Source organism: Robinsoniella peoriensis (assembly GCF_000797495.1).
GTDB classification, from domain to species: Bacteria; Bacillota; Clostridia; order Lachnospirales; family Lachnospiraceae; genus Robinsoniella; species Robinsoniella peoriensis.
The window spans coordinates 1-24739 of record NZ_JTGN01000023.1 but is presented as its reverse complement, the minus strand read 5'-3'; the positions used below and the strand labels follow the sequence as shown (position 1 = coordinate 24739).

Below are 24739 nucleotides of genomic sequence, written 5' to 3'. Positions count from 1 at the left end.
TATGGACAAGAAAAAAGTATTTTTATTAATTGGAAGAAGCTGCTCTGGGAAAACAACAATCGCTAAGGGAATATGTGAAAAATTACATTTGCAACAAGTCAAGTCCTATACTACTAGACCGATACGTACAAATGAGACGCCAGAAGAAAGTGATCATATATTCATTCAGAAAAACGAAGTAGATCAGTATTCTAACGATATGGCAGCATGGACAAGCATCAATGGATTTGAGTATTTTACAACAAAGAAGATCCTTAATGATTGCGATGTTTATGTCATTGACCCAAAGGGTTTGGATGATTTAAAGAGAAGGTGCACAGATCTATATGAGTTTGTAATTATTTATATCCGAGTGCCGAAGTCGGTAGGGAAAAGAAGAGCAGAACAGCGAGGTGAAAGTCTTGATTCATATTTGAAGAGGTATGATATGGAGAATGAGCAATTTTCAGAATATGAGAGAAGAGCAGTATGGAATTACCATATATTAAATGCAGGCACAATACAAGAAGCAATAGTAAAAGGAGTAAGGATTGTAAGTAATGAAATGGCAAAATACAAAAGAGTGAAAGAAAAAATTTAAATATTTTAAGAGGTATAAATTTGGCAAGAGAAAATGTGTTTATTGATACAAGTAAACGAATATTTTATATTCATGATGATATTGATCAGGATAGTATGAGTATGGTATGTTATAATCTTTTACATTTGCTTAATGAAGACAACGAAAAAGAAGAAGCAGAAAAGAAATTTAAAAGGGAACCTATTAAATTATTCATTAATTCATATGGTGGTTTTACAAATGATATGTGGGCATTGGTTGATATTATTCTAAACAGCAAGACTCCAATTTATACATACAGCACAAGCCATGCGGATAGCTGCGGATTTCTTATTTTTATTGCTGGGCATAGGAGGTTTATTACAAAACATACGAAAATGTGTTGTCATGAATTTTCAGGTGGAATGGTAGGTACTTATCAGGACATGAAAGAGGCAATGACTAACTATGATAGGCTCTGGATGGATCTTGTAGAATATATCTGCACTCAGACGAAGATTACAAAAGCAAGGTTAGCAGAAATTAAGGAGAAGAAAATAGATTGGTATATTTACCCAGAAGATTCTATTGATTTAGGGGTTGCAACTGATATGGTAACAGGATTCTGATTGCGTAGGATCAATTTAAATTAAAAGGAGAGTGGATGGTATAAATACCAAGGGAATTAAAGCTATTACAGATAAAAATATATGCATGAAATGCTTAAATAAAAAATCTATACACAGGTATTCAATTCATGGACGGGGATATGGAAGTATGTATGATGATGTTAATACGTATTTTCAATTGTGCAACGACTGTGCAAACATTGAATATGAAAAATGGGTAAATGAAACTCCTACCCACTCTGATTATGTAGAAGAATATAAATTTGAATCAAATATTGATAATTTTATTAATTCTCTACCATTGGAGTCTCAAGAATTATTTGCAAATTCATTTGCTAATGGTGCGGGGAATCCTTGTGTTATGAAACCTCAAGATTGGATTGATTATAGATTAGGGGAATTACCACATAAAAAGTGTAAGCAATACAGTATTTATTCAAAAGAAGAAATCAATGCATATAATGAAAGATTTCCCAATTGTGATTGTGTCTCTATAACCGTCTACAATGACGGATCAAGAGGAAGCAGCTGCTTAAAATGTGCTTTCGGAGATGGTGAAGGAAATGTCGGATCAAATATTAGCAAAGAATGTTACATGTGTGACTGCTATTTTCCTAGAAAAGATAAATTAGAAATTAAGATTATTGACGAAGTTAAAGAGTATTATAAAAACGAGAAGTACCGATTAATACATATGTTACAGTATGCTTCGACAAGATTGAGGGAGTTGGAAGACAATAAAGAATTATATATGGAGAAACATAAATAAAATCACTGTTTCATCGCAAATAATGCAATATATAAATTAGCAATAACAACTAATAAGGAGGCAATAATTTGACTGTAGAAGATTGGTTAGGTAAAGATAATAAACTAGGAATAGATATATGGAGTAAAAAGTACCAGTTCAATAATGAAACGTTTGACGAGTGGTTAGATAGGGTTTCGGGTGGCAATAAAAATTTACGAAGATTGATTAAAGAAAAGAAGTTTTTATTTGGAGGTAGAACTACAGCAAATAGGAATACAGGTAAAAAAGCCAGTATGATGAATTGTTATTCAAGGGGATTCATCGAAGATAATTTAGATGATATCATGCAAGCTAATACGGATATAGCCCTTACATTTAAAACACAAGGTGGGCAAGGTCTTTCACTGAGTAAACTTCGTCCTAAAGGTTGTGGTATCAACAATGGTCAGTTTGAGTCAGACGGAATAGTACCTTTCATGGAGCTATATAATAGAACAACTGAAAGTATTTCTCAAGGAGGAAGTAGAAAAGGTGCACTTCTAATATCCCTAGATGCGTGGCATAAAGAGGCTCCTGAATTTATTAAAATCAAATCGGAAGAAGGAAAGATTGAGAAAGCAAATCTTTCTTTGGAAGTTGATGATGAATTTATGTCTTGTGTAAAAGAATATTATGATTATGGAAAAGTTCAAACGAAGCGGATAGTAAAAAATTTCAATGGAAACAAAATTGAGTATGAGGTTACTCCGATTGAACTATATAGATTAATGATGGAGAAGGCTTATGATTGGGCAGAACCTGGATGTATTTTTACAAACCAATTTAGGAATTACAATTTAATGGAGTTTTGTAATGCGTACAATATTGAGACATGCAATCCTTGCGTTACAAAAGACACTTTAGTACTTACTGACAAAGGGCACTTTCCGATAGAGGACTTAGTTGGAGAAGAAGTAAATATTTGGAACGGATATAAATTTTCCAGAGTGCATCCTGAAAAAACTGCGAAAGACCAAGAACTGGTTGAGGTGAAACTTTCCAATGGCTGTTCTTTAAAATGTACTCCATATCATAAATTTATTTTAAGTGACGGAAGCAGAGTCGCAGCAAGTGAATTAAAAACAGGAGATAAATTAATAAAATGTTTATTTCCTATAATTGATGGAAGTAAAGAATTGAAAAATGCATATACCCAAGGATTTTTTAGTGGAGATGGGTTTGAATGTGCGGATAGAAATTGTAAATATATTTCATTCTATGGTAAACATAAAAAACCTTTATCGAAACATTGTGCAACAATTAATGCAAGAGAAATTTCAGAACGACGAGATACATATTCTGTGGATGTGGAGCATGATAAATCCTTTGTTCCAATTAATGGCTATACTGTAAATTCAAAACTTAGGTGGCTAGAAGGAATAGTTGATTCTGATGGCTCAAATAATTTAGACGGTTCTATTTGCATTACTTCAATTGATTCTAATTTTATAAAGAATATATTTTATATGTTAGAAACGCTTGGCGTGTCAACTGTTTATAATAAATGTAGGGTTGAAGAAACTAAATATTTTCCAGAAGGGATGGGAAACAAATTTTATAACACCAAAGCATTATATAGATTGACTATAAGCGCAAGTGATATATTAAAGCTCAACAGGCTCGGGTTTAATCCGTATAGAATAAACAACGCTATAATTCCTAATCGTACCTCCAAAAGATTCATTACAGTTGAAAGTGTGAAAGCCTTAGATTATCGTGAGGACGTGTATTGTTTCACTGAACTCAGTAATCATTCAGGCATATTTAATGGTGTGCTAACTGCCCAATGTGGAGAGCAGCCTTTACCTAAAAATGCAGCATGTGATCTTGGGAGTATTAATCTATCTGAATTTATTATTAATCCATTTACAGAGAGTGCTATGTTTGATTTTGAAGAGTTTGGGGTAGCTATTGATGAGGGGATTAGAGCGCTTGATGAAATTATTGACGAAAACAAAGATAATCATGCTTTGGCACAGCAGAAAAAAATGTCTTTAGATTTTCGCAATATTGGGTTAGGTGTAATGGGCATGTGGGATATGCTGTGTAAACTTAACTTAAAATATGGAAGTGACTCAAGCAAGGCATTTGTTGACAATTTAATGGGGTTTATGTTTAGAAGAGCCGTAATTGCTAGTAACAAATTAGCAAAAGAAAAAGGGGCATTCCCTAAATATACGCAAGATGTTCTGAGGTCATCAATCATCAGAAAACATTTTACGAACGATGACTTGAAAATATTAGGCATAGAGAAGTATGGTTTGCGAAATTGTAGTTTAATAAGCTTGGCTCCCACAGGCAGTATAGGCTCCATGTTGAATATTAGCACTGGTTGTGAGCCTGCTTTCCAAATATCATACAAACGTAAAACAGAAACTTTAAATGGTACTGATACATATTATGATGTGTATATAGATGTAGCAAAACAGTATATAGAGAAATTTGGTTCAAAAAAATTCCCAGGTACGTTTGTAAGTTCTGCGGATATCAATTGGAGAGATCGTATTGATATGCAATCTGTAATCCAGTTACATGTGGACACAGCTATTTCTTCCACAGTTAATTTGCCAGAAAGCACAACTCAGACTGAAATTGGGGGACTTTATTTATATGCCTGGGAAAAAAGGCTAAAAGGAGTGACAATCTTTCGGGATGGGTGTAAACGTACTGGAATACTTACAACGCCAAGTAAAGCAGAAACAGCAGAAAAATGGGGAGAACAAGTACTGCCCCGAGGAATGATTATAAAAGCAGATGATAATTGTATAGGGAAAAAACGTACACTCGCAACGGGATGCGGAACTTTACATTGTGAGGCATTCTTTGATCCAGATACAGGAGACTTATTGGAAACATACTTCAGCAAAGGCTCACAAGGCGGATGTAACAATTTTATGATCGGTCTTTCAAGAATGATATCTTTGTCTGCTAGGGCTGGAGTAGATATTTATTCTATTGTAGACCAATTAAAAAGCTGTGGTTCATGCCCTTCATATGCGGTTAGATCAGCAACAAAAAAAGATACATCAAAAGGATCTTGTTGTCCAGTTGCTATTGGTAATGGGCTGATTGATATGTATGAGGAATTCATTAAAGAAATTAATGAAGATTATGAAGATATGAATTCAAAACTTATTAAGCAGAATAAAAAGAAAATCCTTGTAAATCCATGCCCACAATGTGGTGAAGCACTCTCCTTTGAAGGAGGATGCAATATATGTAAAAGCTGTGGATGGAGCAAATGCGATTAAGTAAAAAAGGAGAAAGAAATGCAGAGAATAGCAAAATTCCATAAAGTAAGTTATAACCAATTTCTAAAAGATTATAGAGAAGAATGCCCCGTATTTACCGAACTTAAAATTGCACAACTATATGAAGCAGTCAAACTTCCCAAAAGAGCCACAACCGGCTCTGCGGGATATGATTTCTATATTCCAAAGGATATTACACTGGCTCCGGGGCGTACAGTTAAAATCCCTACCGGAATTCGAGTGGAAATGGAAGGAGGTTGGGTATTGAAATGTTATCCCAGAAGCGGATTGGGTTTTAAATATCGTCTTCGGCTGAACAATACAGTTTCGATTATAGATAGCGATTACTTTTACTCTGACAATGAAGGGCATATCTTTGCTAAGATTTCAAACGAAAGTAACGAGGGCAAACTAGTACAACTTAAAGCAGGAGATGCTTTTATGCAGGGGATTTTTGTAGAATACGGCATAACTATTGATGATGATGTTACCGCAATTAGGAATGGTGGAATTGGGAGCACAGATCAGCATCGTTTATAGGTATTTGATAATGTGAACGGTAAATATTTGGGTAGACCTCCGAATAGGTGGTTATTCGGAGAATTTGTAAACATCGAGGTAAGAAAAGGAGATAAAAATGGATAAATTTAATTTGTATAACGAGATCCCATTTTGGTGCAAAATGAACCTTACTGTTAAAGAAGCAGCCGCATATTCTGGTATAGGTATTAATAGAATTGATGAATTGACAAATGATCCTAATTGTGATTTTGTATTACGCAAAGGTACTCACAAGATGATTAAACGTAAACAATTTGAAAAATTTAACGATACACTCCAGGCTATATAGTTGAGAAAGAGGCTATTATATGATAGTATAAATAGATCATATCAAAGCTCTTTTCAAAATATGAAAGGAGATAGAATAATGTCTGAAAAACGTAAAGATTTAAGAGGGAGATTATTAAGAACAGGGGAAAGCCAAAGAAAGGAAGGAAAGTATCAATATAGATATGTAGATCTAAAAGGAGAAAGACATACCATTTATAGCTGGAAATTAGTTCCTACAGACCGAGTTCCTGCGGGAAAAAGAGATGATACTTCTTTGCGAGAAAAAGAAGAGGTCATTAAAAAGAAGTTAGAGAAGGGAATCTATGATAGCAAAATTACTCTGAACGATATGTTTGATCAATACATTATACGGAAAAAGCACAAAGGGCGACCACTAAATGAGTCAACCCAAGTAAATTATATGGGGATGTGGAACAAGCATATTCGAGATAAAAGAGAAGCAAATAAAAGAATTTCTGAGATAAAACGCAATGATATTATTAAGATATATGAAGAGTTGCAAGATGATGGAATTTCTTATGGATCGATAACATTCTTCAATAAATTAATTAATGCTATATTCAATATGGCACTGGATGATGAGTTGATCTTAAAGAACCCAGTCAAAAGATGTATAAATGAAATATGTGGAATCGAAAAAAAAAGATTTGCACTCACACGGGAGCAGGAAGAAGGTTTAATCAAATTTGCAAGAGAAAATGATTATCAAATGTATTTGCAAATAGTTTTTTTATTAGATACGATGTGTAGAATAGGTGAATTTGCTGGTCTAACAATTAACGATATCGATATGAAAAAACGGAGGATAATTATTAATCATCAATTAAAATACTTTAAAAAATACAGCATAGCCCCTCCCAAATCTGATTGCGGTATTCGAACCATCCCTATGTCAAAAAGGGTTTATAAAATAGTTAAAGAGATAAGAAAAAATACACCTAAAGAATATGAAGTTGATGGGTATACAGATTTCTTGTTTTACAGTAAACGGGGAAATCTAACAAATTGTGCGAATTTTAATAGTGCCTTAAAAGTTCTGGTAAATAACTATAATAAAAGTGTAAAGTCTGATCTTAGAATAGATCAAATTTCTGCGCATATATTACGCCACACAGGATGTACAAGAAAAGCAGAAGATGGAATGGAGTTAAAGGTTATACAATATCTAATGGGGCACAGCAGTTCAAAAATAACTAACGATGTTTATAACCATGTAAATGTTGATCGCGTAGAAAAAAATATGATTAGAATTGGTATTCTGGAAGCCTAAATGGTGTAAATGTTAAAACTACGTTATTTTACACCATAGTTTACACCATTACACCGTGTAAATATATACCAGTTATAATATGTTGTGTAATTCTCAGAGGATATAAAGTCAGTAAATATCAGCATTTGAGGACTTATATGAAGATATATTATCTCTAGGAATCTTACACATGTGTAATCTAAGAGTCACCTCTATGCAAGGTAGCTATGTTATACTATACCCATCGAATGAAAGCCTGTTAAACATGCTTTAGAAAGGTGGATTTTAAAATGAATTTATTGGAAGTAAAGGAATTATACAAAACATACGGGAGCGGGGAGACTGCAGTGGAGGCGCTGAAAAATGTATCTTTTTCTGTCCCAAAGGGTCAGTTTGTAGCCGTGGTGGGTGAATCCGGATCAGGAAAAAGTACACTGCTGAATATGATTGGGGCTCTGGACACGCCTACCTCTGGATGTATTCAGATTGACGGAAGGGAAATTCTGGAGATGGATGATGAAAAGCTTACGATTTTCCGGAGGCGGAATATTGGATTTATATTTCAGGCTTTCAATCTGATTCCGGAGTTAACTGTTGAACAAAATATGATATTTCCCCTGCTTTTGGATTATAAAAAGCCGGATCAGGATTATGTGGAAGAATTGCTGTCGGTTTTGTCTTTAAAAGAAAGACGCAATCATTTACCCCGCCAATTATCCGGCGGACAGCAGCAGCGTGTCGCCATCGGGCGGGCGCTCATTACCCGTCCGATGATGATTCTGGCTGATGAACCAACAGGAAACCTGGATACGCAAAACAGCAGTGAAGTAATTTCCCTGCTTAAGTCTGCATCCAAGCGGTACAGCCAGACGATCCTGATGATTACCCACAACCGCAGTATAGCTTCCACAGCAGATCGGGTATTACGGGTATCGGACGGGGTACTCACTGATTTAGGGGGGTATGCAGAGTGAAAAGCTATCTTGGATTGATTTCTGAATATGCAAAAGTGCATAAAAAGAAGAATCGCTTAACCATTACCTGTATTGCCGTATCCGTACTGTTAGTTGTGGCAGTATTCGGCATGGCTGAAATGAGCGTGAAGACACAAATGAATGAACATATTAAGACTTATGGTAATTATCATGCTGCTGTTATGAACCCCGATTCTAAAATTGCTACACAGATTGGTGAAAGACCGGATGTGGCAGTTTCGGGCTGGTTTTATGAAATTGAGAGCGGAAAAACCGGAGATGTGGAGGTACGTATTTCCGGCGGCGACGAGGCAATTTCCAGGGAGATGAATATGGAAGCCTCAGAAGGGCGTTTTCCAGAATCTCCGGAAGAAATAATGATGGACAGGTCAGCAATGCAGAAGCTGGGATATTCAGTGGGTGATTCGGCAGATATTACCCTGGCAGATGGAACTGTACGCCAGTTTAAAATTACTGGCATCAGCAGCGATTTTGTTTCCCTGAAGTCTTTTGACCGGCATGCCATTTACCTTACTACAGAAGGAATTTTAAGACTGTCAACTGGTGATGTGTATGGGGTATATTACATCCAGTTTAAAAAAGGTGCCAACATGCGCCAGGCGATACAGGAAATAAAAACAGATTATGGATTGTCCGATGATCAGGTAGGTACGAACCGGGTGCTGCTTGGTTTACTGGGACAGGGAAATGACAGTGGAATGTACCAGTTGTATCTTGTAGCAGGTATTTTGTTTGTGCTGATACTCTGTGCAGGTACTTTTATGATCTCCAGCAGCTTTACAATGCGGGTGACGGAGCGTGTACAGTTTTTCGGGATGATGCGCTGTTTGGGGGCGACGAAAAAGCAGGTAAAACGTTATGTGAGGCTGGAAGGGCTCCGCCTGTGTGCAGTTGGAATTCCAATTGGATTACTGGGTGGTACGCTTATGATGTGGGCGGCATCAGCTTACCTTAAATTTTTTAACGCAGCATTTTTTGCGGAAATGCCACTGTTTCAGATCAGCGTGCCTGCACTTTTAGCGGGTGCCGGTGTTGGTTTTCTGACGGTCATGCTGGCATCCAATACTCCATGTAAAAAAGCAGCAGGAGTTTCGCCTCAGGCAGCACTGACTGGCAGCGTAGGTGGAATGAAAGCAGCCGGAAAAGCGGCAAATACCCGTCTCTTTCATGTGGAGACCGGGATGGGGGTAAACCATGCGTTCCAGAGCGGCAAGAATACATTTTTACTTTCCGGATCATTTGCCATCAGTATTGTTTTATTCCTGTGTTTTACAGTTTTGATCACGTTTATGAACCATGCACTGAATCCCCTTCGGCCTTATGCTCCGGATATCAGTATACTGGCTGAAGAAAATGCACCGTCCATTAAGCATGACCTGGCCAAAGAAATCAGTGAATTGGATGGCGTCAAAAAAACATATGGCCGTATGTTTGCATACAACATTCCGGTAACCGGAAGAGATCACGTCAATACTGCTATGCTGATCTCTCATGAACAGTATCAGTTCGATTGGGTAGAAGATCAGCTGATTGAGGGAAATATAGAAGATGCGAAGGATGGAGACGGAGTTTTGGTCATATACTCGGAGGAACAGAACTGGCATGTGGGTGATTCGATCACCGTAAACTTACCAAAAGGTGAAACTTCATTGCGTGTTGCAGGCATCTTAGCAGATGCCCCTTATGACAGAGCTGCGGGGGAACAGGCTGTAATCTGTTCAGAAAATACGTTTACGTCGTTGACCGGAACCAGTGATTACACCATTATCGATGTACAGGTAAATGCAAATGCCCCCTCTGACCTGGATGAAAAAATCCGCCAAATAGCGGGGGGATCCCAGGTTTCATTGCTGGACAAACGGAGTGCGAACCAGGATGTGCAGGCAGCTTATCTGTCAATGTCGGTATTTGTGTATGGATTCTTAATGGTCATTGCTTTTGTAGCTCTGCTGAATATAGTAAATACAGTAAATGGCAGCGTTTCCAGCCGTATCAACCAATATGGAATGATGCGTGCGGTAGGTATGAGTGCCAGACAATTAAAGCGTATGGTTTGGGCAGAAGCTGCTTCTTATGCAGTGGTAGGAAGTCTGGCAGGAAGTATATTAGGTATGTTATGTCACAAAATGGTATTTACCATGATGGTTACTGAAAACTGGGGAGTGGAGTGGCAGCCGCCGTTTCTGGTATTGGGGGTAACAATTGCAGCCTCTGCTCTTACGACATTTATAGCAGTCATTTCACCATCGAAAAAGATTGAGAAGCTGAGTATTGTAAATGTGGTTAATGCCCAGTAATAGAAAATAAATGTCTATATAACCGGTCTGATAGTTTCCAACGAGGACCGGTTATATTGAACTTTTCAAACGGTTTATAAGCTTAAAATATTATTCGTCTGGTAACACCATCTCAGATTGAGCTATAACGGTCACTTTCCCTTTACTGTCATAGATGTTAAAAGAAACCACACTAACGATTATCATAATGATATTTATCACAATTATACTAATAATTATACCTAGTACAATTTATGTTAAAAGTACCGTTGCGGCAAGCAACGCAGATTAACATGAGACGGCTGCAAATGAGCGTAATTATTTTATCATATCTCTTTGGATATTCCTACCGGTTTCTGATTGACAGGATTTTAATGCTATTATAAAATCAACCTATCGGTGGCTTAGTTATTATAGAGGTAAAAATATAGCAAGTTATCTATGCAGATAAGTTATCCTGTAGTTTCTGGAAATTATAAAATAGTGCTGGAATTATTAATAAAAATGAAATATACTGAAAAAAACAATTAGATTGGCATATAATGAGCAGCTCATAATGTGCCAGGTTTTTAAACAGCCTGTTTAAAAGGAGGAAAGTGTGAGAATGAAAACTTGTTATGTAATTGGCATAGCAGGAGGAACTGCCGGCGGGAAGTCTGCTTTTTGTGAGCAGCTTGCGGAATTTCTGGGTAAACAGGGATTAAAGGTAATAGACATACATATGGATGATTATTTCAAACCGGAGACTGAACGCCCTGTTTCTAAAGCGCCGGTCAGCGGCAAAGAGTATATAGACGATAACCATCCGGATACTATGGATTTGAAAAGCGTGTATTCAGATCTGCTAATCCATATGGATTCCGGGGGATATGATGTTATTTTGATTGAAGGACTTTTGACGTTATGGGAGAAAAACATATTTGATATGCTTGATTTGAAACTTTATGTGGATTGTCCCGCAGACGAAAGAATCATCCGAAGATTGAGAAGAAACATGTCATGGGGCAAATCCTTTGAAGAAATTGCAGAAGTTTATCTGGAACTGGTCAGGTATCGCCATAATGAATACGTAGAACCGACAAAGTGGAAAGCCGACTTCATAATTAATGGAATGGCTGCTACGGAAAAGGCTGTTATCGGAATTGGACATATCGTTCGGGGTGAATTAGCCGGAGGTGAACAGATTGATTCGAATTGCCATTTGTGATGATGAGTCCGATTCTATTCACAGAAACGAGGAGATTTTACAGGAATGTATTAGCCAGATGAAATGCATTGCAGATATTATCACTTATTCCAATGGAGAGATGCTTTTATCGGATATATTAGAAGATGATTTTTTCTACGATTTGATTTTACTGGATATTGAGATGCCAAATATAAGCGGTATGGAGATTGTGCAGTCTATAAAACCTAAGATGCCAAATATGCGGGTAATCTTCATCACTTCCCATATTAAGTATGCAATAGATAGTTTTGAGCTATCTATTTTCCGCTATGTGCCAAAAGATGATCTGGAGAAAAGGTTGACGTATGCAGTGACAGATGCTCTGAAATTAATTATGCTGGAGAGTAATAAAAATTATATAGTTTTGACGGCAAATCGTATGGAGAAAGTAAGATTTCAGGATATTCTTTATATTCAGAGAGATGGAAAGAATTCTGCAATAACGACTTTCCATGGTGTCATAAAGGTGAGGAGAAGTCTTCAGACTGTTCATGAAGAACTGGATTCGGAAGAGTTTATTTTTGTTGAACGGGGATGTATCGTAAATCTGATACAAGTAACGCAAATAAAAAATAGTATGATTTATCTAAAGAATCAAATAGAATTACCAATCAGCAGATCCCATTTACAGGGGGTAAAAATTGCGCTGAATTCCTATTGGGGGAAACGTATATGATGAATTTCGTACTGAAATTTCTGATTTTGTTTATGAATATAGTCCTGTGTATCAGCTGGAGTGAAATTTTGTTTACTGAGGAAAAAGGCAGAGCCTTATCATTTCCAAGATGTGCGGCAAGTGCTGGACTCGCTGTCTGTTTATGTCTATGGAAGAGTTTTTTCCAGATCTTTGAAGTGGAACAGCTTATTCTTGTCATAGCTGTTGCGGGATTATCAAAATATTTGTTACGGGTAAAGCCAAAACTTCTAATCTCTTCCGTCTGTTTATGTTTGAGTATAATATATTTGTTTGATACTGTGGTTTGGTTATTGTTAAAAGAATTTTTACAACTATCCCTAATTATGTGTGTATGTATCTGGATCAGCTTAAAAATCTTTTTTTATATCTGGATGTTGCTGTTTCCTGGAAATAAACGCATTTTAAAAGAAATAAAGCCTTACTATAATTCTATTTACGGAACGCCTATAGTTGGTTTTATGGGGATTTCATTTTTGAGTTACAAAACTTTTTCCATAGGTGACAAGTCTACGGTTTTTATTATTTGGGGAATCTTGCTTGCTGTGATCTTTTTGCGGATTTCTCTGGTGTACAGCCATATTAGATATCAAAAAGAAAAGGAATATATTTCAACAATTAATATGCAGAAAGAACTGCTTGAAAAAAACTATTCTGCTCTAAATCAGGCGTACGCTGTTAATGCTAAAATTTTTCATGATTTTCACAGACATTTAGAGATCATGCTGCAAATGGCAAATAAAAGCAAGGACACAGATATGGTAAAATATATTGAAAATCTAAGTGAACCGCTAAAAGAGATTGCGTCTGTTATATGGATCGGGGACGAAACCGTAGATTATATTATTAACAGCAGATATTCAAAGGCTAAAGAAAAAGGTATCCAAATGGAGATGAATATTGAGTTTCCCAATAATACAAATATCCGGCCCAATGATCTATGTACCATACTCTCGAACCTTTTAGACAATGCAATCGAGGCATGTGAAAGAGCGGCAGGAATGGGAACGCAGGAGTCTCCCTTTATTTATCTGACCATCAGACGCATTCAGAATATATTGATTATAAAGTTGGAAAACAGCAGCCTTCAGCCGGAATACAACAGTGATGGGGAACGAAATACAGCAAAAGAAGATAAGACACTGCATGGGTACGGGATGAAGAATATTGAATCGGCTGTTTTAAAATATGATGGGGTGCTGCAGTCCTCATACGAAGAGCACATTTATCGTACGATCATTACACTTTCCTTTGAGGGGGTTAAAATCGGGTAATTCAATATAAATGCTTCTCTATTATAATCACAGATTCCTGATTTTCCCCAATCATTTCAACGGATACTTTATGAACGATGGTACTAAACGAGTCCATATTTTTGAAATCTGGAAATACCATAATTGTTCTTAAGTTCATAAAGTGCTCCGTAACTTTGCATTTGATTATTAGTATTTATTGTATCAGGAATTATTTGTAATACGCAAAAATTCATCTGCCATCGCTTCCGGTGATTCTTTCGCCCCACCTTCCAGCCAGCACAGCACCATGTTGTAAAATGCCCCGGCATGGTAATATAGTTCATATTTCAGGATGGAACTTGCGGGCATATCTCCATGTGCTTCAATCACACAGTCTGTGACCACATCAAGCAGGGAAATTGAAGATTTTGCACGGTGAAAAGCCAGGATAAGTGCTGCGTGTTCTCCATAAAACCGAAACTTGTAACGCATCAGATCCCAACTATGAAAGTCTTCCACCGGGGAGGGACTTCCCTCGTGGTAGCTGAGTGTCATCTGATGGAGCCCATACTCAACAAGTTCCTCAATTGATTTGAAATTACGATAAAAAGAAGCCCGGGCAACGCCGGAGTCTTTAATTAATTCTGTTACTGTAATTTTAGACCAGTCTTTGTATTGCATGAGGGCAACCAGTGCGGACAGCAGCCGGTCTTTCACTAACTGATTTGCTATTTTTCTCTTGTCCATGAAACATTTCTCCTTATTTTGTATCAGGTTGGATAGTTGACAGGAAGGATTGATGTGATACAATTTATATCATATTAAACGTTTCTATAAATGTCAAGAGGAGGAAAATATGATTTTCTATTTTAGCGGAACCGGGAACAGTCAATTAGCGGCTAAGATGATTGCTGAAACCACCAGTGATGAGATGATTTCCATTAATAACTGTTTGAAGAAGGGTAAAAAAAATACGTTCCAATCAAAAAAGCCCCTGGTGTTTGTAACGCCAACTTATGCCTGGCGTATGCCAAAAGTGGTGGAACAATGGATTGATGAGACTGATTTCGCGGGAAATCGAAATGCCTATTTTGTTCTTACCTGCGATGGCAGCAGCGGAAATGCAAATGCTTACGCAAAAAAGATCTGCAAAGAAAAAAAGATGCAATTTAATGGAATTGCTTCGATTCCTATGCCGGAGAATTATGTGGCGATGTTCCCAACACCTAGTGAACAGGAGTGTAAAAATATTGTAGAAGCTGCGAAACCGGCAATTTCAAAACTTGCCATACAGATACAAAAAGGAGAAAAATTCCCGGAACCGGCAATATCGTTTCGAGACAAAATATTAAGCGGTCCGGTTAATGGCATATATTATCCACTCCTTGTACATGACAGGGGATTCACTGCATCCAGTGAATGTATTTCCTGTGGAAAATGCGCCCGCAGGTGCCCTTTAAACAATATTGTTATGGTAAATGGCAAACCTTTATGGAAAGGAAATTGTACCCATTGCATGGCATGTATCGCAGGATGTCCGGTAGAAGCTATTGAATATAAGAAGTCTTCAAAAGGCCGGCATCGCCATTACATTATGGAAGAATGAAATAATTAGAAAGTATGATAGGGAAAGGTAGATTGTATTATGAAAGAGCATAGAATTGAGGTAGACACTGCAAAGTGTATCGGATGCGGTATGTGCCGCAGAGATTGTCCGGCAAGCAATATTTCAATTACAAATAAAAAAGCGGTTATTGAATCCCAGGCATGCATCAAGTGCGGGCATTGTGTCGCTGTCTGTCCCAAGGCGGCTGTTTCCATGACGGGTTTTGATGAGCCGCCAATGGAATTTAAAAAGCCCACTGTATTAGATCCGCAGCAATTACTGGATGCTATCAGAACCAGAAGAACCATACGGCAGTTTAAAAATCAGCCGGTTGCTCCAGAAGTGATTGCACAGATTATAGAGGCCGGGCGCTTGACACCAAGCGGGGAAAATGCACAGGATGTATCCTATATCGTGTTAAAGGAACATATAGAGCGTTATGAAAAAATGGCAGTCCGTTTTTTTAGAAGGCTGCTGCCATTTGCTCGGCTTGTGAATCCCATGGCAAAAAATAAGGAAATTGATGACCACTTTTTCTTTAATAAGGCACCGGCTGTAATTGTGATTGTGGCGAAAGATGAAATAAACGGAGCACTTGCCGCCTCTAACATGGCTCTTATGGCAGAGGCCAACGGATTGGGTGTGCTATACAGCGGCTTCTTCTGCATGGCTGCAAATATGTCCCGTTCATTACGCAAGGCACTTGGCTTAAAACGCAAAAACAGAGTTATCGCTACGCTGGTTCTGGGGTATTCGGGAGTAACATATCACCGAACTGCACAGAAAGAGACAGCGAAGATACGTTTTTTGTAGTTTCATACATTTCTATTCATTTCTCATAGTGAAAGACAAGGGAAAGTTAAATTAAGGCTGTTTCAGACAGCCTTTTTTTTTTATGAATTAATACGGCTCAGATAAAAGCGGAGTACCTGAACCGCTATAGAGCGAATGGCTCTCCACATAAATAAAGTATACAGATAAGTATTATCCCTATAAAATAAGGTTAATTAAGATAAAATAAAAATTAGTTTAAGGTTTATAGGTTATTATATTTATATTAATCAAGTCTTCATGGAATCATACTCTTGATAATTGATCGCCAGTCTTATGAAAAACGAAAAGGAGAGTACAAATGAATGAGAATATTTTAAAACTCTATGAATTTCTAACGGTCTTAACCCCCCTTTTAATCCTTTACATAATAAGAAATAAACAATATAAGAAAAAAGGCATTGCAGGTACAAAGAGTTATTTTGTTCTGCATCTCCTATTTACATGTTATATTTATGCAGTCTTTTATCTGACCGGGGCAGGTACGCTGTTCGATTTAAATATGTATGGGATAGAGGTACGGGCAAATGAAGTCAATTTATTACCATTTTCTAAGAATATAGATCTCTCGGGTTATCTGCTGAATATCCTGCTGTTTGTTCCGCTTGGATTTCTGATGCCTGTCATATGGCCGAAAACCGGGAAGTTCCCGTATATGCTGTTATATGGATTTTGTTTTTCCCTGCTGATTGAGATCAGCCAGTTGTGCAACCATAGGCGAACGGATGTGGATGATCTGATTATGAATACACTTGGTACAATCTTAGGTTATCTATTATTTTTATTCTTTATTAAAATTACAAAATGGGATCATAAGCGTTCAGATTATAGCAGATACGAACCGATTATCTATATGGGTGTTATGTTTCTTGGAAGGTTTTTATTATTTAATGAGTTTGGATTAGTGAAGATACTTTACAATATCTGATCTGGCTTTCATTTTGTAATTAACAGAGGAGGGAAAATAATGGATAGTAAAATTTTATTAGTTGATGATGAAAAAGATATAACAGATCTAATAGAGGAAGTCTTAAAAGGTGATGGATTTCGAAATATAAGAAAGGCATATAACGGCAGGGACGCCGTGAACCTGTGCAAATGTTTTGAACCGGACGTGGTCATACTTGATATTATGCTGCCGGATTTGGACGGTATCGAAGTATGTAAGCAAATCCGCAGTTTTTCTTATTGCTCTATTTTATTTTTATCTTCTAAAAATGATGATATAGACAAGATACTGGGATTATCCAACGGCGGAGATGACTATATAACAAAGCCGTTCAGCCCCAGAGAAATCTCTTTCCGTGTGCAGGCACAATTACGCAGGCAGCGATATTGCGCCTGCACTTCTAAGGCAAATCATATGGTATATACGGCGGGTGGACTGAGTGTGGATATGGAAAGCAACCATGCCTATAATTCAGGAAAAGAACTGAATTTAACGGGAAGGGAATTCTTACTGCTTTCATTTCTTGTACAAAATAAGAATAAAATCATAAGCAAAGAACGCCTTTATGAGCAGATCTGGGGTGAATACAGCAGTATTTGTGATAATACGATAATGGTCCATATCAGGCATCTGAGAGAAAAAATAGAAACAAACCCTTCAGAACCAAAGCAATTGATTACGATAAAAGGGTTAGGATATAAACTTCTGGAAAGAGTGGAATAGATGGGAAAATCTGGTTATAGAACAATATTGCAGACGTACGTTGCCTTTTTTCTTGTCATTTTTATTCTGATGCTAGCCGGAATAGGCATTTGCGATTCTCTGATTACGGTCCGGCAGCCAAATGGTACATATATCAGGAGCGATTTTCCAAAAACATTTACGGAAGATTTTGCGGATCAGATTATTTTTATAGATGATAAACCACGTATAAAACAATCCGCAATGGTACAGCTTCAGGAACAGAAATTGTGGATGCAGGTATTGGACGGGGAGGGGAACAGGGTTTATGGTTTCCAGGAACCGGAAAATCAGCAAAATCATTATTCCAATGCGGAACTGTTGAGATTATCCGGTCAGGGATATGTAACAGATGGAACGGTATATCTGGGAACCGTAACAAACAAGACGGATGAGTTTATTTACATCATACATTTTCCTGTTTCCATCTCAACTGTAACGATGTTTCTTGATGGGAGCAAATTTACTGGGGGAAAAACGATTATACTTTCTGCAGCAGGTATTTTGTTTTTAATCATATTGATTTCCGGAATCGGATATGGGTATTGGGTAACGAAATTCATTTCCAGGATAACAGTGGCAGTGGGTGATATTGCAAAGAGGGAGTATCTGCCCATTAAAAAGAATGGAACATTTTCGGATGTTTATAAGAGCTTGAATACCCTTAATGAACAAGTTCATGCCAGTGATGCGATACAGAAGAAAACAGATATCATGCGGGAAGAGTGGATTACAAATATAACCCATGACTTGAAAACGCCGCTGGCACCAATCAAAGGATATGCGGAACTTCTGGCACATGACGGGCAACTTCCTTCTCAGGTACAAATACAAAAATATGCTTCCATTATGCTTCGGAATATAGAATATGCAAACACGCTGGTTAATGATTTGAAGTTAACGTATCAACTGGAAAATGGGATGCTGCCCTTTCAACGGCAAAATGATAATCTGATCAGATTTCTAAAGGAGTTATCCATAGATATTTTAAACTCACCTGAATATGCATCCAATGCAATTGTTTTTGACAGTGGTATTTCCGACCTGAGATTTGACTTTGATCATCAACTGTTGAAGAGGGCATTTAGCAATCTGATTATAAATGCATTTGTACATGGAAACTGCAATACGAAAGTGGAGATACATATTACAATAGATGAAAATATCGGGATTCTCCTTTCCGATGACGGAGAGGGTATGACGGAGGAACAAGTGTCCAATCTGTTTCAGCGGTATTACCGGGGAACCAATACAGCGCAAAAGACGGAAGGTACCGGACTGGGTCTGGCAATAGCCAGGCAGATCGTAGAAATACATGGAGGAACAATTATCGTGAAAAGTTCGCTGGGAACAGGTACAGTGTTTCATATTTCTTTTCCGAAATATTAGAAAAGCTGGGTATTAAGGATAAATAAGGTTCAATGAAAGTGTGATTAAGGTTGACAGGTTATCATGTAATTATGGTAGCTGTCAACCTTTTTTCTGTTGAAGGTGAAACTATTTTTTGAAAATTTTAGAACGACAAAAAATTGAAAATTAGAGAGAAAGCAGGTGTAAAATTGAAAATTATTTTAAAGTATGTTCTCACGAATGTAAAAGAACGTAAAACCAGAACCGCAGTTATGCTGCTATCCATTGTATTGTCAACCATGTTGCTGTTTGTTTCATTTTCTATCGGTTCCTCTTACGAAAGTGCCCAAAGAAAAATGGCAAGGGGAAAGGCTGGAACGGCAACTATATCGGTCCAAAGTGCGGATTCAGGCGTATTAGCCAGAATGGAAGATATCCCTGATTTAGATGAGATACAATCAATAGCAGGAATATTAGAGAGTTCGGCTATTTACCATAAAAATGGCTATTTTGAATCTTTTGACCTGATCTCGTCGGATTTGGAACAATTGAAACAGATTAATGAACCGCGCTTGTTAAATGGTAATGAGATCTCTGATTTTACAGGAGACAAAATTATTTTGCCGGATCGTTTTACATCAAAGTATAACATAAATCAGGGGGATTCCATCACTTTGGATATCAGAGGAAAATCCTATACATTTGAAGTGGCGGACATTGCGGCATATGATACCGTATTTTTAAGACACACCCGTGGCACAACTGCATTGCTGCCCTGGGGTACCCTGGCTGAGATAATGAAGAAAGCCGGCGGCTATACGGAAATTTTGATTGAACAAAAAGAAGGTATTGACACAGAAAGTCTGATCAATAAATTGTCAGAACAGCTTCCCACTGGAAAATATCGAGTCAGCAATACGGTAAATGAAGCTCAGATTGTCTCCGGTGCCAGACAGAAAACAATGCCATTCTTTTTAATCAGCTTCTTTTCATTGACGATGAGCGTTTTTATTATCTTCAGCAGTTATAAAGTGATTACATTAGAGCGCCTTCCAATCATAGGAACTTTTCGCAGCATTGGAGCAAATGAGAAAACTGTCAAGAAAATTCTTATGATGGAAAGTATCCTGTATGGGTGTTTCGGAGGATTACTTGGGATTCCTAGTGGTATTGTGGTACTTAATATTATGCTGCAAGGATTGGGCCAGTCGCTGGATCAGGGAATATCTATACCTGCGGTAATAGCGCCTGTGGGAGTTGTGGTATCTGTAGCGGTTTCTATTATTGCATCATTGCTCAGTGCATATATACCGGTCAAACGCGCCAGCCGTCTTCCAATAAAGGATGTGGTTTTAGGAACAGTAGAGGAAAAGAATGTTTCAAACAGTACAGTTTTAATTTTGGGCATTGTTATGCTAATTGCATCTGTTATACTGCCGCAAATAGCAACGGGCAATGCGTTATATATAGCTGGCGGATTTTCTCTGCTGGGATTAATAGCGGCTGCTATTATACTCATCCCGCTGTTTACCGATCTGGCATCCGCATTTTTTGAGATAATTTACGAAAAAATATGGGGAAACGAGGGAAAACTTGCTGCCAGGAATATGAAGAAGAATAAAAATATCACACAGAATATTACGTTACTGTTTATCAGTATTTCAGCAGTAATTGCAATCAGTGTAGTGGGGGATTTTGTTAAGACTTATGTAGGAGATGTGTTTCGTGATGCCGAATTGCAGGGGTTTGCAGATGGTGAAATGAATCAGGAATTTATAGATCAGGTAGAACAGATGGAGGGGATTGAAAAAGTATTGCCTCTTTATGTGATGGATCATGAAATTTCCTGCAAAAATATGACATTTACAAGGGTAGAAGGCACCGATGACATTGAGACATATAGCTCGATGTTAGCGATCAATTATACAGATCCGGAAATGAAGGAACAGGCGGCAGAAGCATTTAGAGAGAAGCGGTCAATCATTTTAAATGAAGATACCATTAAGGTGCTGGACTGTGATGTTGGTGATACAATTCAGCTGTCAAACGGAAATAGAGATGTACCGTATACAATTGCCGGCAGTTTTAAATCCCGCGCAAGCGATGTTCAGGCTGTAATACCATCCGCTTATGCAGCTGAGGATTTTAGCCAGTCCGTCTTTGGATTTATGGCGTATACTGCAGCCGATCCGGATGCCATTATGATTCAGGTGAGAGAACTATTCGGCGATACATGGAATTGGAGCCGGACGGTTGAAGAATTTAATAATGATTCGCTAAGCACCATCGGCGGATTCTTAGCGCCTATGAACTATATGACTTATTTTATACTCTTGCTTGCGGCAATCGGCATCATAAATAATCTGTTGATTAACTATATACAAAAGCGGCGGTCTATTGCCATGTATAAGTCTGTGGGGCAAAGTAACAGGCAAAATATTAAAATGACGATGATTGAAGGACTTACTTCCGGATTTCTGGGGGCAGTCATTGGAATGGCCATATCCGCAATGGAAATTCAGACAATTTTCATAGTTGCGGGTCCAAAGATTTCCATGATGCCCAAGCTGGATTTTAAAACATTTCTTCTGGCTGGAATCTTAGGAATCGCTGTTACTCTCATTGGCTCGGCAGTGCCGATTATAAAAAGCAAGAACATGAAAATAGTAGAAGAGATAAAATTTGAATAACAACTTACCAGGAGGTATCATCATGAGCAGGAAATATCAAAACAAGGCAATTGAAGCAGTAGACGTTATAAAGGAATTTCAAGTTGGAGGTACAACAAACAGGATTTTAAAAAGTCTGTCTTTAGAGGTGATGCAGGGAGAATTTGTATCTATCATGGGGCAGTCCGGTTCAGGAAAAAGTACTCTATTATATATTCTGGGCGGTCTGGATAAGCCATCAAAGGGAAAAGTGCTGATGAACGGGACCGATATCTCTCATTTTAATGATGACAAAATGAGTATAATCCGGCGCAGAAATATAGGATTTGTATTTCAGTTTTATAATCTGATACCAAATCTGAATGTGGAGGAAAATATTATGCTGCCGCTTTTACTGGACGGTAAAAAAATGAAAGAATATAAAGGGCAGTTAGATAAAATATTAGGGATCGTGGGACTGGATGACAGGCGGAAACATACACCCCGGGAACTGTCAGGAGGCCAGCAGCAGCGTGTGGCTATTGCACGTGCTTTAATCGGAAACCCAGAAATTCTGTTTGCCGATGAACCTACCGGGAACCTGGACAGTAAAACGGGGGCGGAAATTATGGAGCTGCTGAGAGAAATAAACCATAAAATCGGTCAGACTATTATTATGGTAACGCATTCACAGGAAGCGGCCAGGTGCAGTGACCGGATTATAATGGTGCAGGACGGGGTGATCGTGGAAAATAGCTGACTTTCAGAAATACGAATCTTTCCATGCAGGATTGAGGAATCAGGTTTTCACCTGCTCTCTGTCTAAAACCGGCATAACTGCATGCAGATAGGGAACGGCAAATTCTTCCGTTAAGATCCAGTCCGCTACCTTATCTTTGGTCAGGATAACAGGCATGCGGTTATGAATGTCAGCCATGGAATTGTTTGCCTCTGTGGTCAGGATGACAAACCGTTTTTCTTCTTTAAATACATTGTAGATTCCCGCCATATAAAGCGTTTTTTGCCCGGGAAGGGTAAAACGATATTTTGTCTTACTGCCATCCTGAGCCCATTCATAGAAACCGGTACTGGGGACGACACATCTTCTGGAATGGAGACTTTCCCGAAAGGTTCTTTTTTCTTCAGCCGTTTCAGACCTGGCATTGATAATGACTCCCTTTGTTCTGAAGTTCGGAAAGCCCCATATGGAAAGATCGGTATCAATTTGACTGTTTTCGGCTTTTAAAACAGGTGCTGTATTAGTTGGGAATATTTCACCCCGCTTCATATTATTTTCCGGATACCTTGCAGTTATATTCTGCACAATTCTCATGATTTCCTGATTGTCCTCTTCTGTAAACAAACTATATCTTCCACACATTAAAATTTTCCCTCCACAAACCAATTTGGATTTTCATAAAACAGATAAGCCTGGTGCCCGCCGATAGCTATGGTATACCGCATACCCTGACCACCGGCTTTTAGAGAAGCCGCCCGTCTGATATCTATAATTTTGTCGATGGTATATATATGGCCATCTTCCCACAGGATACTCAGCGGTGTAATGGTACCGTCTGTTCCAAAGCGGGCAGTTACTTCTACAAATATTTTCTTTGTCATACGTTTACCTCAATATAGAGCGTGTTGTGTTATCGCTGTTCAGTTCTGGTGATTATTAGTATGGTGAACAGATTGGGGTTTAGCTGATTAAAGACGCTTTGTAAATGATAGGTAGTGTACGGAAAGATGGGTGTGGGAAACTGGCATGGGCTCCGTCAGCTGGCCGCAGAACTGGTATTTTCTAACCTTTCCGAAGCGCTTTTTGGCGGCACGCGGGTATTCACCGAGAAATCCTGATGCATTTCTCGGTTCAGTACCCGCTTAGTATCCGATGGGAGCCAGTCGAATACTATCCGCCAAAAAACACTCCGGAAAGGCAAGTAAATACTCAGCTCTGCTCTACGCTTCCTCCGCCCATACCAGTTTCCCACACCCATCTTTCCGAGATAGCATTCGTTGATACAAAGCTGGTTTTCTCAGCCTGGTGGAGACCCCTGGGTTGTGACGGTCTGTTCGTTTTTGGATGCAGCAGAGTGTGTTACGGCAGTTCAGTGTGAAAGGGGGATGATAAGACGAAATTTTACCTGCTTTCCTGATCACAGACTTAACTGGATGTAGGTACTATAACCACAAATATACTGTGGTAGAATTTCGAGACAGTTCACAGTGATAACATCCAGCTGGTTTATTGGTTTTAAAGTGTTCTATGCCAATAGCGTACAGCATGCCACAACCCCGGGGCCCAACCATGCTGAGAAAACCAGCTTTGTATCAATAAACTGCATCCCGGAAAGAGAAGGGGGCGGACCATGGCAGGCGTTTGGAAGGCGTATAGCAGATCTGAGCATTTTATAATGTACCCATAAGTGTGGACACATCATTTAGCGGGGCTCCCATTTTTTTAGACATCCCTTCCCATTAGTTCCATATAAATGGACACCCCCTCACCTTTCAGAACCCCAATTGTGGACATGCCTTGCTGGTATACCCTGTTTCTGGGACAACTGGCTTGGATGATTGCTGAGGCCTCTTTTGGCTTAGACACCTCTCTTGGCTTATGGTATTCTTATCTAAGAACAGGAGGAATACCATGACCAAAAACCCTTTTACCAATGAACAAATGCTGCTGCTTCGTCAAAATCCTTACACCTACAAGGTGTCCAAATTCCAATTAACCTTTACCAGGGAGTTCAAGGAGATCTTTTACTCGGAATACCAGTTAGGGGAGATTCCGCGGCAGATCCTCGCAGATCATGGCTATGATCCTGCCGTCCTTGGGGACCGCAGGGTATGGAGCATTGCCAGACACATTCGGGA

The 24739-nt window shown here is 38.4% G+C and carries 25 protein-coding genes; 21 read left to right on the top strand and 4 right to left on the bottom strand.

The window, feature by feature from the left end:
- Window position 1: 1 nt before the first annotated feature.
- The 12 genes from QR40_RS28085 (at window position 2) to QR40_RS31995 (ending at window position 13776) form a co-directional block, all read left to right on the top strand.
- The gene (locus QR40_RS28085; RefSeq protein ID WP_044297764.1) at window positions 2-580 is read left to right on the top strand and encodes a hypothetical protein; all 579 of its coding nucleotides are present in this window, start codon (window positions 2-4) and stop codon (window positions 578-580) included.
- 20 nt (window positions 581-600) lie between these two features.
- A complete protein-coding gene (locus QR40_RS30445) occupies window positions 601-1167 on the top strand; it encodes an ATP-dependent Clp protease proteolytic subunit (RefSeq protein WP_052431102.1) in 567 nt (188 codons plus the stop codon).
- 31 nt (window positions 1168-1198) lie between these two features.
- On the top strand, window positions 1199-1936 hold the full coding sequence (locus tag QR40_RS28075) for a hypothetical protein (protein WP_044297763.1): 738 nt from the start codon (window positions 1199-1201) through the stop codon (window positions 1934-1936).
- Between the two features lie 68 nt (window positions 1937-2004).
- Window positions 2005-5208 (top strand): TSCPD domain-containing protein, encoded by a 3204-nt coding sequence (locus QR40_RS30440; RefSeq protein ID WP_052431101.1) that lies wholly within the window; start codon window positions 2005-2007, stop codon window positions 5206-5208.
- Between the two features lie 18 nt (window positions 5209-5226).
- On the top strand, window positions 5227-5748 hold the full coding sequence (locus tag QR40_RS28060) for a dCTP deaminase/dUTPase family protein (protein WP_044297762.1): 522 nt from the start codon (window positions 5227-5229) through the stop codon (window positions 5746-5748).
- Between the two features lie 97 nt (window positions 5749-5845).
- The gene (locus QR40_RS28055; RefSeq protein ID WP_044297761.1) at window positions 5846-6058 is read left to right on the top strand and encodes an excisionase; all 213 of its coding nucleotides are present in this window, start codon (window positions 5846-5848) and stop codon (window positions 6056-6058) included.
- A 78-nt stretch (window positions 6059-6136) separates the two neighbouring features.
- Window positions 6137-7330 carry a site-specific integrase gene (locus QR40_RS28050; RefSeq protein WP_044297760.1) on the top strand — a complete coding sequence of 398 codons (1194 nt, stop codon included), beginning with the start codon at window positions 6137-6139 and terminating at the stop codon, window positions 7328-7330.
- Window positions 7331-7599: 269 nt separating this feature from the next.
- Complete coding sequence (locus QR40_RS28045) at window positions 7600-8283, top strand: ABC transporter ATP-binding protein (protein ID WP_027292104.1); 684 nt, start codon at window positions 7600-7602, stop codon at window positions 8281-8283.
- The gene (locus tag QR40_RS28040) at window positions 8280-10601 is read left to right on the top strand and encodes an FtsX-like permease family protein (RefSeq protein ID WP_044297759.1); all 2322 of its coding nucleotides are present in this window, start codon (window positions 8280-8282) and stop codon (window positions 10599-10601) included. The genes QR40_RS28045 and QR40_RS28040 overlap by 4 nt, the downstream gene beginning before the upstream one ends.
- Window positions 10602-11184: 583 nt before the next feature.
- Window positions 11185-11787 carry a uridine kinase family protein gene (locus tag QR40_RS28035; protein ID WP_052431100.1) on the top strand — a complete coding sequence of 201 codons (603 nt, stop codon included), beginning with the start codon at window positions 11185-11187 and terminating at the stop codon, window positions 11785-11787.
- Window positions 11756-12484, top strand: a complete 729-nt coding sequence (locus QR40_RS28030; RefSeq protein ID WP_334291807.1) for a LytR/AlgR family response regulator transcription factor — start codon at window positions 11756-11758, stop codon at window positions 12482-12484. The genes QR40_RS28035 and QR40_RS28030 overlap by 32 nt, the downstream gene beginning before the upstream one ends.
- Before the next feature lie 494 nt (window positions 12485-12978).
- Entirely contained in the window at window positions 12979-13776 is a 798-nt protein-coding gene (locus tag QR40_RS31995; protein WP_160295881.1) for an ATP-binding protein, read from the top strand.
- 1 nt (window position 13777) lies between these two features.
- Here the strand turns inward: QR40_RS31995 and QR40_RS31990 are convergent, their stop codons facing one another.
- Together QR40_RS31990 and QR40_RS28020 are read right to left on the bottom strand one after the other, a co-directional pair.
- A complete protein-coding gene (locus QR40_RS31990) occupies window positions 13778-13915 on the bottom strand; it encodes a hypothetical protein (RefSeq protein WP_156042714.1) in 138 nt (45 codons plus the stop codon).
- A gap of 44 nt (window positions 13916-13959) precedes the next feature.
- Window positions 13960-14484, bottom strand: coding sequence for a TetR/AcrR family transcriptional regulator (locus QR40_RS28020; RefSeq protein WP_027292101.1), 525 nt, complete (start codon window positions 14482-14484; stop codon window positions 13960-13962).
- A gap of 109 nt (window positions 14485-14593) precedes the next feature.
- On the opposite strand from QR40_RS28020, the gene QR40_RS28015 reads away from it, so the two are divergent.
- The 7 genes from QR40_RS28015 to QR40_RS27985 all read left to right on the top strand — a co-directional run bounded on the left by QR40_RS28015 (window position 14594) and on the right by QR40_RS27985 (window position 22622).
- A complete protein-coding gene (locus QR40_RS28015) occupies window positions 14594-15343 on the top strand; it encodes an EFR1 family ferrodoxin (RefSeq protein ID WP_044297757.1) in 750 nt (249 codons plus the stop codon).
- Between the two features lie 39 nt (window positions 15344-15382).
- Window positions 15383-16156, top strand: a complete 774-nt coding sequence (locus QR40_RS28010; protein WP_044297756.1) for a nitroreductase family protein — start codon at window positions 15383-15385, stop codon at window positions 16154-16156.
- Window positions 16157-16475: 319 nt separating this feature from the next.
- Window positions 16476-17102 carry a VanZ family protein gene (locus QR40_RS28005; protein ID WP_044297755.1) on the top strand — a complete coding sequence of 209 codons (627 nt, stop codon included), beginning with the start codon at window positions 16476-16478 and terminating at the stop codon, window positions 17100-17102.
- Window positions 17103-17141: 39 nt separating this feature from the next.
- Complete coding sequence (locus QR40_RS28000; protein WP_027292097.1) at window positions 17142-17846, top strand: response regulator transcription factor; 705 nt, start codon at window positions 17142-17144, stop codon at window positions 17844-17846.
- Entirely contained in the window at window positions 17847-19253 is a 1407-nt protein-coding gene (locus tag QR40_RS27995; RefSeq protein WP_044297754.1) for a HAMP domain-containing sensor histidine kinase, read from the top strand. It abuts the gene before it with no gap.
- Between the two features lie 170 nt (window positions 19254-19423).
- Window positions 19424-21904, top strand: coding sequence for an ABC transporter permease (locus QR40_RS27990; protein WP_081999084.1), 2481 nt, complete (start codon window positions 19424-19426; stop codon window positions 21902-21904).
- 22 nt (window positions 21905-21926) lie between these two features.
- The gene (locus QR40_RS27985; protein WP_027292094.1) at window positions 21927-22622 is read left to right on the top strand and encodes an ABC transporter ATP-binding protein; all 696 of its coding nucleotides are present in this window, start codon (window positions 21927-21929) and stop codon (window positions 22620-22622) included.
- Between the two features lie 39 nt (window positions 22623-22661).
- Here the strand turns inward: QR40_RS27985 and QR40_RS27980 are convergent, their stop codons facing one another.
- A complete protein-coding gene (locus tag QR40_RS27980; RefSeq protein ID WP_044297753.1) occupies window positions 22662-23243 on the bottom strand; it encodes an SOS response-associated peptidase in 582 nt (193 codons plus the stop codon).
- Window positions 23243-23482 (bottom strand): hypothetical protein, encoded by a 240-nt coding sequence (locus QR40_RS27975; protein WP_027292092.1) that lies wholly within the window; start codon window positions 23480-23482, stop codon window positions 23243-23245. Before QR40_RS27975 ends, QR40_RS27980 begins: the two co-directional genes overlap by 1 nt.
- Before the next feature lie 114 nt (window positions 23483-23596).
- On the opposite strand from QR40_RS27975, the gene QR40_RS32750 reads away from it, so the two are divergent.
- Window positions 23597-23719: a hypothetical protein gene (locus tag QR40_RS32750; RefSeq protein WP_255348045.1), complete on the top strand. Its 123-nt coding sequence runs from the start codon at window positions 23597-23599 to the stop codon at window positions 23717-23719.
- A gap of 793 nt (window positions 23720-24512) precedes the next feature.
- Window positions 24513-24739 (top strand): HTH domain-containing protein (locus QR40_RS27965; protein ID WP_044297751.1); only part of this gene is annotated, 227 nt, incomplete at its 3' end.

Coding starts and splice junctions, on each gene's coding strand:
- QR40_RS28085 (WP_044297764.1), top strand. CDS start 2: ATGGACAAGAAAAAAGTATTTTTATTAATTGGAAGAAGCTGCTCTGGG.
- QR40_RS28060 (WP_044297762.1), top strand. CDS start 5,227: ATGCAGAGAATAGCAAAATTCCATAAAGTAAGTTATAACCAATTTCTA.
- QR40_RS28055 (WP_044297761.1), top strand. CDS start 5,846: ATGGATAAATTTAATTTGTATAACGAGATCCCATTTTGGTGCAAAATG.
- QR40_RS28050 (WP_044297760.1), top strand. CDS start 6,137: ATGTCTGAAAAACGTAAAGATTTAAGAGGGAGATTATTAAGAACAGGG.
- QR40_RS28045 (WP_027292104.1), top strand. CDS start 7,600: ATGAATTTATTGGAAGTAAAGGAATTATACAAAACATACGGGAGCGGG.
- QR40_RS28035 (WP_052431100.1), top strand. CDS start 11,185: ATGAAAACTTGTTATGTAATTGGCATAGCAGGAGGAACTGCCGGCGGG.
- QR40_RS31990 (WP_156042714.1), bottom strand. CDS start 13,915: ATGAACTTAAGAACAATTATGGTATTTCCAGATTTCAAAAATATGGAC.
- QR40_RS28020 (WP_027292101.1), bottom strand. CDS start 14,484: ATGGACAAGAGAAAAATAGCAAATCAGTTAGTGAAAGACCGGCTGCTG.
- QR40_RS28015 (WP_044297757.1), top strand. CDS start 14,594: ATGATTTTCTATTTTAGCGGAACCGGGAACAGTCAATTAGCGGCTAAG.
- QR40_RS28010 (WP_044297756.1), top strand. CDS start 15,383: ATGAAAGAGCATAGAATTGAGGTAGACACTGCAAAGTGTATCGGATGC.
- QR40_RS28005 (WP_044297755.1), top strand. CDS start 16,476: ATGAATGAGAATATTTTAAAACTCTATGAATTTCTAACGGTCTTAACC.
- QR40_RS28000 (WP_027292097.1), top strand. CDS start 17,142: ATGGATAGTAAAATTTTATTAGTTGATGATGAAAAAGATATAACAGAT.
- QR40_RS27995 (WP_044297754.1), top strand. CDS start 17,847: ATGGGAAAATCTGGTTATAGAACAATATTGCAGACGTACGTTGCCTTT.
- QR40_RS27985 (WP_027292094.1), top strand. CDS start 21,927: ATGAGCAGGAAATATCAAAACAAGGCAATTGAAGCAGTAGACGTTATA.
- QR40_RS27980 (WP_044297753.1), bottom strand. CDS start 23,243: ATGTGTGGAAGATATAGTTTGTTTACAGAAGAGGACAATCAGGAAATC.
- QR40_RS27975 (WP_027292092.1), bottom strand. CDS start 23,482: ATGACAAAGAAAATATTTGTAGAAGTAACTGCCCGCTTTGGAACAGAC.